Source organism: Pseudomonas sp. AK181, from assembly GCF_051122975.1.
GTDB classification, from domain to species: domain Bacteria; phylum Pseudomonadota; class Gammaproteobacteria; order Pseudomonadales; family Pseudomonadaceae; genus Aquipseudomonas; species Aquipseudomonas lactis.
In genome coordinates, this window is the sequence record NZ_CP146348.1 from 4,936,415 (window position 1) to 4,951,054 (window position 14,640).

Annotated in this window: 5 protein-coding genes and 1 pseudogene; 3 read left to right on the plus strand and 3 right to left on the minus strand. The window is 57.0% G+C overall.

Going from position 1 to position 14,640, the window contains the following annotated elements; translation table 11 throughout:
* The first annotated feature begins 172 nt into the window (after positions 1-172).
* Positions 173-1,561 (plus strand): lipid II-degrading bacteriocin, encoded by a 1,389-nt coding sequence (locus tag V8689_RS22595; RefSeq protein ID WP_056791376.1) that lies wholly within the window; start codon positions 173-175, stop codon positions 1,559-1,561.
* Between the two features lie 80 nt (positions 1,562-1,641).
* Positions 1,642-2,196 (plus strand): hypothetical protein, encoded by a 555-nt coding sequence (locus tag V8689_RS22600; protein ID WP_056791373.1) that lies wholly within the window; start codon positions 1,642-1,644, stop codon positions 2,194-2,196.
* Between the two features lie 206 nt (positions 2,197-2,402).
* On the opposite strand, the pseudogene V8689_RS22605 reads toward V8689_RS22600, so the two are convergent.
* Positions 2,403-2,513 (minus strand): annotated as a pseudogene (locus tag V8689_RS22605) (hypothetical protein); the annotation flags it as partial.
* 453 nt (positions 2,514-2,966) lie between these two features.
* Between V8689_RS22605 and V8689_RS22610 the strand changes: the two are divergent.
* Positions 2,967-3,215 (plus strand): DUF6124 family protein, encoded by a 249-nt coding sequence (locus V8689_RS22610; RefSeq protein WP_056791367.1) that lies wholly within the window; start codon positions 2,967-2,969, stop codon positions 3,213-3,215.
* 256 nt (positions 3,216-3,471) lie between these two features.
* On the opposite strand, the gene V8689_RS22615 is transcribed toward V8689_RS22610, so the two are convergent.
* Positions 3,472-4,005 carry a DUF2247 family protein gene (locus tag V8689_RS22615; RefSeq protein WP_056791364.1) on the minus strand — a complete coding sequence of 178 codons (534 nt, stop codon included), beginning with the start codon at positions 4,003-4,005 and terminating at the stop codon, positions 3,472-3,474.
* Positions 4,002-14,615, minus strand: a complete 10,614-nt coding sequence (locus V8689_RS22620; RefSeq protein ID WP_230962036.1) for a filamentous hemagglutinin N-terminal domain-containing protein — start codon at positions 14,613-14,615, stop codon at positions 4,002-4,004. The genes V8689_RS22615 and V8689_RS22620 overlap by 4 nt, the downstream gene beginning before the upstream one ends.
* Positions 14,616-14,640 lie beyond the last annotated feature (25 nt).

Here is a 14,640-nt window from a genome sequence, read left to right on the forward strand (position 1 = left end):
AAATGCATAAATGCATATAATCGCCTTGCAAATAAAGCTGTACGGATACACAGTATTGATAGGCCTCATCTTATGCCGATTCTTCGCTACCAACGAGCAGCGCGGCGAGGCCGAATCAGAGGGGTAATTCCCAACCATTGACCGAAATATATATCGATAAGGATATCGACTCATGACTATCGTTCTTCCACCAATCGTCGTCACGGCCACCGAGCCTGGTTACCCGGCCAATCCAGGAGGCCTGCCGTTTCCTGCGCCGAACCCGGCAGTTGTGTTCCAAGGGCAGATGCTGGAACGCTTTGCTTATTATCGCCAAGGGCTATGGCGCGAGATGCTAATCAAAATCGCCAACGAGCAGGTCACCTGGGGGATGACCGGTGGGCCAGCGCCAGGGATCGTCCATGACTTGCAATCGGTGCCGTTTGCAGACAGCTACCTTTACTTTAATCCGGGTCTGACTTCTGGCCATGGTCTCAATTACGCCCAGCAATATTTCCATTCAGGTGGCGTAACCTCCTCCCCAGGCCTATCGGGCGGTGACCTGACTCCGGTCGCAGCCGTTGGACATTTTCTTTATGGCAAAGGCACTCCAACCGAGACCTCAATCAACCTGTTCGGGCTGAACTCACCGGGCATCTCAAGTGCTGTGTTCAATGATGTTCTCGCCACAGCGCCAATTGGAACGTCGCCGATTTCCATTGGCAACATTCCTTTTACCCCAGACGCTACGTCCTGGCAGCTTGCAACATGGATAGACAATCTTTCCCTGACCTTGCAAGGCACCCTCAATAAGAGTCCGGACGGTAGTTATCAATTTACCGGCTCCGTGTCCGCAGCCAACCACACGTACGATTCGATGCCTGCCGGTTTTAAAGCGGCCATCGGCGAAGCGGCTGCTAACACGCTTCAAAGCGTACTGGACGCTCATGGCGCTATGCCCTTTGAGGTTGTGATAAAAGGCGAAACCGCAGTTACCGTTACAAAAGAACTCACACCCGACGAAAAGGCTGCCTATACAGATGCTGTCAGCTTCGTATCGACTGCCAATGAACACATGCTTCAAAAATATGGTGCCAACTTGAGCAAAGTCGCCCAAGACATGCAAGCTGAAATCTCTGGCAAGAAAATCAGAAGTTATGCAGAGGCAATGGCCACCTTTGAGAAAGTCAGCGCCAACCCCAGAATGAAATTGAATGCGTTGGACACGCAAGCAGTAGTCGATGCGCTAAATGCTCTGGATAAAGCGACGTTCGCGGATAACATCACCCGTTTGGGGAAAGCATTCGGTGTAGTCGGTAAAGTAGTACAAGCAGAAGCCATCCGAGAAAAAACCGTCTCCGGTTTTCAAACCGGCGACTGGAAGCCTCTCATGCTTGAGCTTGAAGCAATGGCGGTCGGCACCGGTGCGGGAATTTTGGTCGCCACCAGCATGGCGTTCTTTTTCCCCGTTTTTGCGTCGGCTGCCGCAGGAGTCGTCGTGGTTGCCTTGATGATGGCAGCAACGGCTGCCTATTTTGATGCTGCCAAGGTCGATGAGATCAACAACATGATTCTTAACTAAAACAAAGGGTCCGGGCAGGCCGAGCCTTGTCCGGACCCAAGCGTGTTAGCATTAAAAATCGTACATCAGGACTCCAAGAAATGAACAAAAAAATCAAACAATCCATACCGCTGCCCTATTTGTTCATTGCACTAACCATGGCACCTATATTTCTCATAGCTTTTTTCTTTCCTGCAAACGCTACATCCGCACCCTTCACAAGGATTGAAAGTTTTATAAACACCTACCTGCTCGGCCTGGTAGGGTTTTGGTCGTCTAACTTCCCTTTCAGCTCCAAGATTATAACAAACTACATTGGCTTGCTCGGTCCAATATTTGCGGTGATCTTTTTCTTGAAAGTACGCAAGGGGATGGTCATTGATGCTGATCAATATGAAACCATGACAATCACCAAATATCTATTCAGCTCAATAGTTTTATTGTGTTTTATCTACATGATCGTATCCGTGAGCTATTTTTACCCGCATGACCTAGCCGCTCATAATTTTAAATGGGGGCTATTCGGAAAAAACATACTTACATATGCACTTTTCTCCTCGGGCATGCTCTTCATCACCTACTTCATTACTTTGATTTTATATTTCACACTCTTATACATACCAAGAATATTGATAAATAAAAACAAAGGACTTTAGCTTCACGTCTTTAGGCAAAAAAACCATTTTATTTTACAGGGACTCATTCACTGCCTCTAAAAGGCCTTGCCAAAAACTTAAATCTCAAAAGATACATCTGCGGCCAATTCTGCCCTTTGGATACGATAGCGTTCCTGAGCCTCTTTATAACTCAGCTCACCTTTTTTGACCTGGTCGACGAGCGACAATTTAAAAGTCAGCGGGTAGACTTTCTGGCCGTTGACCTCGGCTTCTTCCATCCACACGATGTCGTGGGTCAGCGCCGCGACTTTTTCGGCGGTTAGGGACACGCCCAGTTGCAGGTTGAGTGAGTCCTTGCTTGAATCATTTTTGAAGACGTAATGCCGTGTTCCCGAGCTTCGGACTTTTCCCACGAACTGACGAGGTTGAGCCATAGGAACTAACTTGGCTAGGATTCCCCGTCGCAGTAAATCCTGTGGCCGGGTGTCGCAACCTGAAGTAGTCTGAGGCGCGGTAGCGCCATAGCTCTGTAGCAGGCGCTTTTTTTATGCCTGCTTACCGCATCTATGGTGGACCGTGTGAGGCGGGCTTTTGCCCGGCCGGTACCCTCGGACACCGGTTTGCGACCCTCGCACGGTCCACCACCCACTCGTGTCGCAACGACGGTGGTGGTCTCTTAACTGTCTGAGGATCGAGTGGATGTTTTCTACAAATCGAAACTGTCGAGTTATTGAAGTAAAAGTCGTGATGAGGTGTTCGCGCTCTACCGTTGACGCTCATTCAATGTGTGGCGCAGTGGAGTATCGCTCATGAACACGCAAATAGTTGATGACGATTTGCCTACCAGTGTTTTCACTGTGAGGTCAGACTTGAGTTCCGAAGACGCATTAGTGAATGCCAGCGAGCTTTTGGCCTCGGTGTCAGCAATGGCTAATGAACAAGCATTTTCCTCAAGTGGAACACAGCGACTTCAAACCTTCGGGTTGGCCCAGCTAATCGAAAGCGCGCACCTTCTAGTGAACGACGCTCTGAAAAAAACGAACCCAGTAACTTTCTGATTATTAACAGAGGAGATGAGGGTAGGTTACCCAGTTTTACTCGAAAATCGTGGCCTACCCCACCTATAACTTACATTTAAACAATTGAATTTTCACAAAAAAGATGATGCCTATAGACATCCATCTTCGCCAAACATAAAACTAGCAGGCACAACAAAAGAACGTTATTAAAGAACGAACCGCCAAAAGAACTCAACAATAAATCTGTTCCTTTTCCCTCCAAAGCAAGGCCGGCATCGAGATTATTAAAGTAGGTTTAAGCTTTACTAGAGCGCAAAGCAGCCAGTTCATCTTTCAACCATTGCTCATGTTCGTGAACAACGTGATCATAGTTCGATGCAGAGTGGTATTGATCTTCCGGCAAAGTCATCGCGTCAAGCGTCATCGACAGTGGAGCATCAGCAGGCCACTCCCAACTTGACCAAAACTCAGTCAACTTTATCAACCCATAGAGCGGGTCTGAGTCTAAATTTGTTAACAGTTCTTCCAATGCAACAGCTCGCCATATTCTCCTGGCCCGTTGCATGTCCGCGTTTTGAAGTTTGCTCATTTTTTGCAATTGCGAGCATAGCTCAGATATAGGCAGGTCACTATCGTTAGCCAAGCTAACAATCACATCAAGCAAGGGATTATTCCCAGTCGCCTTTTCAAGTTCAGCGTTTGCAAAGTTTTCCACACAAAACGCTGGTAAGCGCCCAAAAAGGCTAGGGATGCCACAGACGCCCTGGAGCAAAACGGCCCAGTCAATCAAGCCATATTTGGTAATTCGTTCAAAGACTGCTTGAATCATGGTTTCACCGGTATACCGTTAACAGTTCCATTTGGCACAAACATTCTGTGTGTTACACCACCCAACTTCGGATCTACAATCCATTCAAACCTACCCGCCACCCCGTTGTAGCTACCTGATGCTTGGTAAAGCGATGAGCCGTTGCTGAGCGAAAATTTAGTCGCACTGTTTGCATAGTTATCGACAACATCGGGAAAACCATGCGCGACTGAAGTCGATGGAAACTCTTGTGTGGCATAAGGACCATTGGGCCTCTCCGAGTACACAGGTATTGGTTTTCCGTCAGCACCAACAACTTGTTGGTTCGGGAGTTGGTCGACTTTATTTCCGCTACCTTGACCCTTCGTACCATTGCCAATACGCGTTTCGACTAGAACATCATTTGATAGCGCTGTTCCCCCTTTTGCACCCGCCAACTCTACCTTAACAACCTTAGCAGTGACCTTTTCGACGAGCAAGGCCCCGCTTTTTAGCGCTCCCCCAACTCCCGTCCCAAGCGCCACCACATCGCTTATCAGCTTCCCGGTTTCACGCCCTGCGTTAAATGATCCACCCGCCCCAGCTCTTTCATACTCCGCTTCCAGATTGTCAATTCGTGCGATGTAGGACTGCTTCACCGCGTCCGAGACATTACCCAGCACATCCCCGCTTTCAAGCACGGATCTCAACGCCTGATACGTCTCTATCGGGCTGACGGCAACTTCTAAGATACCCTTGACCGTATCCAGTAGCCCTTCCGGCACCCCAACCACTGCCCCACCCGCAAAGCTGGCGTCCTGCCCGGCGTCGATCAATTCCCACTTCGTATTGATCCTGAGTGTTTCCAGTGAATCTTTGCTTTCTTCCAGCTCTTTCGCTCTCTGAGCCTTTTGATGATCGCCCAGGTAGTTGTATTGCGTGGCATTCTTTGCCACCCACGCCCCAGTTTGCAGGCTATCCGCATCAGCATTGCTCTGTACCGATGCCGCAAGCACACCAAGCAACTGCGAGTTCATGACCAGCAAACCTTTCTTCTGGTCATCGGGCATGTCGGCGTAATTCTTGGCGAGGCTATCCAGCAATGCCTCATTCACACCCGCTGCCAGAGCGCCTGTGCGGAAATCTCCTCCAGAAGCCTCAGCGGCCAACCCACCCATCAACGCATGTAGCCCAATCTTGGTAATGCCACCTTCTGCAAACCGGTTCTTGGAAATATCCCCGACCAGGTTGAATCCATAAGCCGCAAATGCGTTAGCCAAACTACTCTGCAACGCGTCGCCAAGACGGGCTTCGCCCCCGAGCGCCCGATCCACCAATAGTGATGTTCCGTTTTGCAGTACTTGGTTGGCCGTGAACTGCCCCACGCCTTGCCAAGTGCTCAACGGACTTACGGTGGCAACTGCACCTGAGTTGGGGAGTGCAGTGGAAGTACCTGTCTGAGTGCCGGTCCATTTGTCATAGACACCTGCAGTCAAGCCCGCAGTGACGCCGGACACCACGTAGCCTTTCATCGCGTCGCTGGAAGTGACATCCTTTAAGACGGTGCTCAGGTTTCCACGGTTATTGATGGCGCTGATCGCACCGTTACTCGCCATGCCAGCAAGCACGGTACTGCCCGCAGCATTGGCCCATCCGGCAGACGTGGCCGCAGTCCCAACAGCCGTGGCACTCGCCATCGATGTCCCCGAACCCGCTGCGGCAATTGCACCGCTGGCGGCCCCCATCGTGAAGTACGTAACGATGATCGCAATGATGATTTGCGCGCCGGCGCCCAAGCCTGAATTGCTGTATTTGAAACTGTCGTGCAGCTCTTTAACCTGGCGCCAATTTACGTCCCCGCGCTGCTCGGCCTCTTTTAGCCAAGCCAATTGCGGGTCGGCCTTGACCATCACATCAATGGTCTGGCTAACCGTATTTTGATCGATCTGCTTGATGTCAATTTTCAAGCCATCGACGGCTTTAATCACGACGCTGCCTTCTGCAATCATCTGCGTCTGGCGTAGCGTCTCGTCGGTATTCCCCTTGCCCTTGGAACTGGTCCAGGCGAGGTCGCCCTTGCTCTTGGTGTGGCTCTCGTCGTGCAGATCCTTCACCGCCTCAAACGTCACCGCCCCTCCACTGACAATCGCAATATCCCCCCCACTCTCAAGCTTCGCCGCCTGATACTTCTGATCCCCACCACTCTCCAGCGTCAGATCACCCCCAGTCTTGATTTCACTCCCGACATTCTTCACATCGGTCACTTCATCACGCTGAGTCTTCTTGCTGCCCCAACTGCCCTTCTTGCTCATGTCGTACAGCGAGTAATGGCTGTCCTGTGCCGCCAGCATTTGCAGTTCGTTATCAGCGTGCACATAGGCTTCATTGCCGGCGCTGATTTTGCTGGCGACTAGCGTGAGGTCGGTGCCAGCGATGGCGATCAGGTCGCCGCCAGCTTTGAGTTCGGCGCTTTGTTGGGTGACGTCGTCCAGTTGGGTGGTGGTTTTGGTGCCGCCTTTTTTGCCTTTGGAGTAATCGTGCTGTTCGTTGGCGGCGGCGGCCAGGGTCAGGTTTTCGCCGGCTTTGACGCTGAGGTCTTTGGCGGCGCTAACGGTGCTGGCGACCACGGCGATGTCGCGGCGGGCGTCGATGGCGAGGTTGCCGCCCACGTCCACGGCAGAGGTGTGTTGCAGGATGGTTTGCTCGGTGCCGCTGATGCGGCGGCGTTGGTAGGCGTAGTCGTCCTGTTCGGTCTGGCTGGCGATTAGCACATCGCGCCCTGCCGTTACGCTGGCGTTGCCACCGGCCTTGAGGTTGCTGCCGAGGTTGAGCACGTCGCGGCCGGCGTTCAGTTTGAGCGTGTCGGTGGCTTCGAAGCGTGAGGCTTCGCTGGCCACGTCGTTGCGCAGTTGGTAGTCCTGGCCGTCCTGTTTGAAGGTGGTGACGGTGCGTTCGTTGATGATGTCGCCGGTGACAGCGGTGGCGCTGATGTCGCGGCCATTGATGATGCCGCCGCGGCTGTTGCGGATCGAGTCGGTGGCGAGCATTTCCAGGCGGTTGCCGGCTTGCATTAGGCCGCTGTTGTCGATGTTGCCGGCGACCATGTTCAGGTTGTTGGTGGCGCGCAGGGTGCCGCTGTTGCGCAGGTCGCCGCCGGTGACCAGGCTCACGTCCTGGCCCTGGATCAGCGCGCCGTTGGGGGCCAGGCGGTTATTGGCCTGGGCCAGGTAGAGCACTGGGGTGAGGACTTTCTGGCCGTTGACCTCGGCTTCTTCCATCCACACGATGTCGTGGGTCAGCGCCGCGACTTGTTCGGCGGTCAGCGACACGCCGAGTTGCAGGTTGAGTGAGTCCTTGTAGGAGATGGCGTTGTCCATCAGGTAGCGGAACAGCGCATCGTCGCTGGCGAGGCCGTTGATGTAGCGTTGGCCGGTACGGGCCACCACGGCTTCGCGGATCAGGCGCTGCTCGTAAAGGCCGTCGCCCAGGCGCTTCCAACTGGCGTCGGGGTTGTAGCCGAGTTTGCCGAGCAGGTAGTCGGAGCTCATGAACTGCTTGAGGTCGGTGAGCGCCGGGTTGGTTTCGATCAGGTATTTGTGGCTGTTGTCCACCGGAGCGATGTCCGGCATCCCTTGAACGCGGGTGACGGAGGGCGCGCGGTTGTCCAACGCCAGCGGGCCCTGGCCGTTGATTGCGCCGCTGACGGGCTGGCCGTCGAGGCTGAAACCGCGTTCTTGCACGGCGGTGTAGTCGAGGGTTTTCTCGCGGTCGGCGGCGGTGATGACACGCCCGTTGACATTGAAGTCACCGGTAGCGGTATCCGCTTTACCCGCTGCACCGCCCTTCGCGGCCTGGCCGCTGAGGCGGAATAGGCCGTTCTCACCCGTTGGCAGGCTGAAGCCCGGCAAGGTCACCGGGTTGACCTGACGTTGGGCCAGGTCTGGCGGCAGTTGCGCGGTGATCGCCGGTTTTACCGTGGAGGCAAATACATCCGAGTTGGTGTTGCGGTTGGCCGCCGGCGTGTCGATGTTGGTGGCGTTCGGGCGGATGACGCTGTTGTTGATTTCTTTGGTGGCGTTAACGGTGACCGAGCCGGCTGCCTGGATCACCGCTTGAGCAATCACGCTGCCAGAGGTGGGGACGGTGTAGTCGATATCGGAGGTGAAGTAGGTATCCGAGAACCTTGTCTTCTGAATGAACTGGTCATAGGTGTACTCACCCGGCTTATAGTCACTTGAATTGGGATCGTTGCTGCGGTTGAACAGCTCGATTTCGCTCATCAGCAACGAGTAAGCCGAGCGGTTGCGTGTGTAGTAGGCGTAACCGACATTACGCTGCTCACCACCAGCAGCGCCGGTGTTGTTCAGCACGTCGGTGTTGATCAGGATATTTTTAGCGGCCGATACCGAGCTGTAGAGGTTATCGAAGGTCTGGCTGCCCACCGTCAGGTCGCCACCGGCATTGATGAAGGCGGAGGCGGAGCTGCCTTTGATGACGTCCTCATAGGTTTCGACGCCGCTGAACTTCAGCTCGCAGCCTTTGCCTTTGCAGTAGTCGTTGCCGTAGACACTGATGCTCCCGGAAACCAGGCTTTTTTCGGTGGTGAACTGGTCGCGCCGGTTGCTCAGGGTATCGGCCAGCAAACGCATATTGCCGTCGCTCTCCAGCGTACCGGAGACGTTTTCGATCAGCGCACTGCGCCCATTGGCATCGTCGCGGGCGATGTCGAGACCGCCCAGGCTGTAGACATCGCCAAAGCGGTTGCTGAAGTCGTTGACCCGCAGGGTCATGTCCTTGCCGCTGAACAGCAGGCCTTTTTCGTTGAGCAGATGGGTGGCGTTGAGGCGCACGCCCTCGGAGCCGCCCAGGGTGCCGTAGTTGTTCAGCGTGGCGGCGTTGACCGTCAAATCGCCTACTGATGTCAGGCGACCACGGTTGTTCAAGACGTTGGTGCTCGTGATTTGAGTAAGCGCGCCACCGGCAATACAACCATTCTCGCCCAGGTCCAGGTTGGCCGCCGCGAGGGTCATATCGCCCAGGCTGCTGACCCGCCCGTTGCCGCTGTAGCCACCGGTGAGGGTCAGCTTGAGGGTGCCGTCACTGGCCAGCAGGCCGTCGTTGGTCCAGGTGTCGCCCGTGCCGGTCAGGCTTTGTGCGCCGAGCAATTGCCCGCTGGCGGTCTGGGTGAATTGGCCGATGTCGAGGTTCAGGCGCCCGGCCTGGATCACGCTGCTGTTGGTCCAGCTGGCAGCCTTGATGTCCAGTTGGCCGTTGGTGACGAAGCTGCCGCCGGCGCGGGTGACTTGATCGGACGTGAGGTCGAATTTACCGCTGCCAGTGTGGACGATACGCCCGCCGTTGTTATCCAGGCTGGCCGCTTGCAGGTTGAGGGTTTCGTTGGCGCTTTCCAGCGCGCCGAAGCGGTTATCGAGCAGGCCCGTGGTGCGAATATCGGTGGTGCCAACCCGGCCCATGGCGCGCAGGTTGCCGCTGACGTTGTCGATGCTCTGCGCGACGAGGCTCAGGGTGTCGTCGCTTTCGATCAGGCCATTGCGGTTGCTCAGGGTGCCGGTGAGGCCGAAGTCAATGGTGCGTGCACCGACCTTGCCACCGTTGTTGGCCGCTGTGCCCTGGTTGTCGAAGTCCTGGGCGGTGACTTTGAGCAAGGTGTCGGCATACACACCGCCGCCCTGGTTATTCAGGGTGGTGGTGACAATCTGGCTGTCGCCGCCAAGGGCCGACAGATGCCCCAGTTGGTTGAGCAGCCCGCCTTTGGCTTCGATGTTCAACGACTGCGCCTGGGTGATGCCGCTGCCGTTGTTGAACAGCCCAGTGACCAGCTTGATCCAGCCTTTGCTGCTGTTGAGGATGCCACCTGCGGTATTGGCGACGCTGGCCGTTTCCAGGTCCAAGTTGCCACTGAGGCTGTCGACACGGCCGCCCTGATTGTTCAGGGCGCCACTGAGGCGCAGGCGGTTATCGGTCTGGCTTTGCAGCGTGCCCTGATAGTTGGTGAGGGTACGGGCGGTAAGGTCGAGATTGCCCTTCTGGCTGAACATCAGGCCGTCTTGCTGGTTGTGAACGTCACCGGCCAACAGCTTGATCACCAGGTCTTTCTGGCTGGCGAGTGTGCCTTTGGCGCTGTTATCCAGGTCGCCCTTGGCGAGGGTGAGGTCAAGGCGGTCCTGGCTGACCAGTTGACCGCCTCGGTTGTCCAGGCTGGCGGCGTTCAGCAACAGGGCTGCGCCACTGGCCAGGCGGGCGTTGTTGGCGTTGATCAGCGCACCACTGAGGGTGCCTTCAAGGGTGCCCTGGCTGATCAGTTGACCGCCGCTGTTGTCCAGGCTTTCACCGAGCAGTGAGAGGCTGGCAGCGTTGATCCGACCACCACGGTTGAGTATGTGGCTCTGAGCGTTGCTGAAGTCCAAGTGCTGGGCTGCAGAGATCAAGCCGTTGTTGCTGTTTTCCAAGCGGCCGGCCACGTTGAGGCTGACATCAGCCTGGCCGGAGATGATCCCTTGATCATTGTTCAGGCTGCCCGCGATGAGGGTTTGTTTGCCCTGGCTGACCAGAGCACCCGCTGCGTGGTTATCCAATACACCTTTGAGGTCGGTGTGCAGGGTGCCGCTCTTGCTCGACAACGTGCCTTCGCCGCTGTTGTCGAGGCTGTCGCCGACCACCGTCAAACCATTCCAGCCGGAGATCAAGCCCTTGTTGGCGTTGACCACAGCATCTGCTTCAAGGCGCAATTGATCGGCACTGAGGATGACCCCGCGATCGCCGTTATCGATGCGTTTGGCGGCCACGGTGAACGCCGTCTGGCTGGAGATTTCGCCTTGTTCGCGGTTGGTCAGGTTGGCCAGGCGTGCGAACGTCAGTGGGCCTCTGGCGCTGATCAAGCCTGCGCTGTTATCGAGGTTCCCGCCTTGCAGGTCGAGGGTTACGGCGCGCTCGCCGATCAAGCGGCCCTGGCGCAGGATCAGCTGTTGGACGATGAGCGTCAAATCACCTTTGGCTGAGATTTCCCCATCCTGGCTTGAGTCGACTGTTTGCCCGGTCAGGGTCAGGTCCGCCTGGCTATTGATCAACCCGGCAGTGTTATCGAGGTTGGCAGTGGTCAGGTTCAGCGCCTGTTGGCTGCCGATCACACCCGTGCGGTTATCCACATTGGCGGCAGTGACTGTCTGGCTACCGTCGCTGACGATTCGTCCGCCTTGGTGGTTATCCAGCGCGCCGGTGTTGAGGGCCTGGTGCGTGCCCGCCGAGAGGCGGCCCTTGTCGCTGTTGTCCAACGAGCCTGCGTTAGTGGTCAAGGCTGTAGCAGCGGAAATCAGCCCTTGGTTATGGTTGTCCAGTGCGCCGGTGACCTTCAGGTCCAGCGCGCCCTGGCTGGCAAGTGCGCCACCGGCCTGGTTGTCCAGGCTTTCGGCTGCCACTTGCAGAACGCTCTTGGCGGACAGTACACCTTCCACGCTGTTATCCAGCGCTTTGGCAATACGTACCTGCAGGCTGTCGCCGCTGATGACTTTGCCGCCGCGGTTATTCAGCGCATCGGCCATCAGCAGGAATGACTGGGTGCTGGAGATTTCACCGCCCTGGCTGTTGTCGACGCTGCCCAGGTTGTTCAGTAGCAGTTGACCCGGTGTTGCGATCAGGCCGTGGTCACGGTTGATCAGTTGCCCATGGTTCAAGTCCAGTTCGATGCCGGTATTGCTGACCAGCTCACCACGGTCATGTTGGTCCAGCCCATTCAGGGTTGCCTTGACCGTGGACTTAGCGAAGATCGTACCTTGTTGGCTGTTGTCCAGTTGCCCTGCGTTGAGGGTGATACCAGCGTCACTGCTGATACTGCCACGCTGGCTGTTGTCCAGGCCGGCACTGCGTACATCAACCTGTTGCTTGGCGCTGATCACGCCGCCCTGACTGTTGTTCAGCGCAGCGCTCACCAACGTGGCCGTGCCATCGGCCAGCAGTTTGCCGGCCTGATTGTTCAGTTGGCCTTGCGTGGTGATCGACAGCGCATTGGCTGCGGACAGAATGCCGCCCTGGCTGTTATCTAGGGTGCCAGCCTTGACGGTCAGCCCGCCCTCGCTAAGCAGCGTGCCCTGCCCTTGGTTGAGCAAGGCGCCGGTCAGGGTGATGTTCAGGTCTTTTTGGCTGGTAACGCGGCCACCTTGGCTGTTGTCCAGTTGGGCACCGTTGAGCACAAGGCTCTCACGCCCCGCCAGCAAGCCTTTGCTCTGGTTGAGCAGGCGTTGCACCGTGAGGGTCAGGCCGCTGTCGCCAATGACTTTGCCGGTGGTGTTGTTTAGTTGGTCGGCAACCACCAGCACCTTGGCCTGGCTGGAGATCTCGCCCTGCTGGTTAAGGATGGTCTGGCTGCGCAGGTCCACGCCGTGGGTGGCCGCGACAAGGCCGCCGTTGCGGTTGTCCAGCGAAGTGCCGCGCAGTGTCAGGGCACCGTCGCTGACGAGTTCGCCCGCTTGTTGATTGAGCACACCGACCGTTGCCTGCAAGTCGCCCTTGGCGCTGATACGACCGGTGCCGTTTTCGAGCTGGTTGGCGTTGAGGGTCAGCGCACCATCGCTGCCCAACTTGCCGCCGCTGCTGTTGTTCAACTGATTCAGTTGTACCTGCGCAGTGGCCTTGGTGCTGATCACACCCGCGTGGCTGTTATCCAGATCGCCGCCGGTGAGAGTCAGCGCATCGTCAGCAATCACCAAGCCGCCTTGGTTGATCAGGGTGTCGCCGCGCAGCGTCATTGTGGCTTTGCTGGATACCAGCCCGCCCTGGCTGTTGTTCAATTGCCCGGCGGTTATTTGCTGAGCGCCCTGGCTGGCCAGGTTGCCTTCATTGCGATTGTCCAGCAGCCCAGCGACGGTCAGGTTCATCAGGCCTTGGCTGGCGATGGAACCTTTGTCGCGGTTATCCAGGTTGGCCGCCTGTACCGTCAGCAGGCTGGTGGCAGAGAAAATCCCCAGGCGGTTATCGATGGCACCGCTGGCGGTCACGTTGAGGTTGCTGCCCAGCAACTTGCCGGAACGGTTATCCACGGTCGTGGCGGCCACCGTGGTCTGGTTGGCGGAGATTTCACCCGCTTGGTTGCTCAGTTGCCCAGCGGTTACATGGGCTTGCGCCTGGCTGGCGACCAGGCCGCTATCATTTGTCAGTTGGCCGGCGTTGAGCGTCAGGTTTTTCAGGCCGATCACGCGACCGCTCCGGTTATCCAGCGCAGCGGTCACCGCAACGTCGGTGCTGTTTTCGCTGTGCAGCAAACCGTTGGTGCGGTTATCCAGGCTGGTCGCAGTGACCTTGAGCGAGTCGGTACCCAGTACACGACCGCCGCGGTTGTCGAGTTGACCGGCGTTAATCACGGCGGTGGTACCGCTCAATGTGCCGCCTTGATTGTTCAAGGTTTGGCTGGCTGTCGCGGTGAGGGTTCGGCTGGCAACCACGCTGGCGCTATTGCTCAGGTTCGCCGCGTGCAGGCTGACATCGCCACTGGCATTGCGGCTTTCATCGGCGTTGACGCCAGCTTCGATGATGCCGCTGTTGATCAGCGCCCCACCGCTGGTCACGGTGATGCTGTCGCGGGCCGCCAGGCTTTTCTGGTTGCTCAGGCCTGCCGTGGTTTGTACATCGATTCGCGTGCCGGCATACACAGCCCCAGCAGCGTCCAATTGACCGGCCTTGATCACCACCGCTTCGCTGGCTTTGGCATTGGCCAAACTCAGTCGTCCATTGGCATCGAGCTGAATATCACCCCCACTGGCCATTAACGTACCGTCGAGCTTCACGCCCACCCCGGCCTCGGTGCCCACCAGCTTGATCGCCCCGGCGTACATCCCACCCAACGCCGTCGAGTCAATCGCCAGCTCCGGCTTGACACTGCCGTCATCGGCGCGGGCAGTGGCTTGCAGGCTTTTAGCGTCGACGTCATTGCGCCCGGCAACCACGCTCAAGTTGCGCGCGTTGATCTGTGCATTGATCCTGGCCGAGCGAGTGATGATTTCGAAGCGGTCGACGTTGTCGGCATTCAAGCCCTGGCCGTCGATGGTCACGGCGCCGCCATCGACCTGGTAACGCTGCAGTTGGCCGCTTGCATCGAGTATCGGTTTGCCGGTGGTCAGGGTGACGTTGGGGGTGTTGATGAAGCCGCAGCCGTTGCAACTGATGCCGTAGGGGTTGGCGACGATGACCTTGGCCGACTGGCCCGCCACTTCGGTGTAGCCGCGCAGTTGGCTGGGGCTGCCGCCGTTGACTTCGTTGAGGATGATATTGGCGGCGCGGCCTTGCAGGTTCGGGTTGCCGAGGATGAGGCCGCCCAGTTGCGTCGATTGAGTGCGTTCGGTGGCGTTGTTGAGGATCACGCCGTTGGCGCCGACGTTGTAGTCCTTGAACTGGTTGTGGGACAGGCCACTGCCATTGGGAGCGGCGATGTTCACCACCGGCACGCCATTGCCCGCCGCGCCCACGGTGGTGCCGGGGGCGCTGACCACGATGCCTTCGGCCTGGGCCAGCAGCGGTTGCCAGAACAGGGCGTTGGCCAGGATCAGTGCCAAGCCACGTTTGGGCAGGCCGAGGAACGCGTCACGGCTTTTCAGGGCAGCAGAAGGCTGGCGAACCAGGAAGGCAAATTGGCGAACATCCATTTCAAATTCTCGTTGCAACTGGGCG

Bases quoted from the DNA above. Each gene is read 5' to 3' on its own strand.
- V8689_RS22595 (WP_056791376.1), top strand. From the start codon at position 173: ATGACTATCGTTCTTCCACCAATCGTCGTCACGGCCACCGAGCCTGGT.
- V8689_RS22600 (WP_056791373.1), top strand. From the start codon at position 1,642: ATGAACAAAAAAATCAAACAATCCATACCGCTGCCCTATTTGTTCATT.
- V8689_RS22610 (WP_056791367.1), top strand. From the start codon at position 2,967: ATGAACACGCAAATAGTTGATGACGATTTGCCTACCAGTGTTTTCACT.
- V8689_RS22615 (WP_056791364.1), bottom strand. From the start codon at position 4,005: ATGATTCAAGCAGTCTTTGAACGAATTACCAAATATGGCTTGATTGAC.
- V8689_RS22620 (WP_230962036.1), bottom strand. From the start codon at position 14,615: ATGGATGTTCGCCAATTTGCCTTCCTGGTTCGCCAGCCTTCTGCTGCC.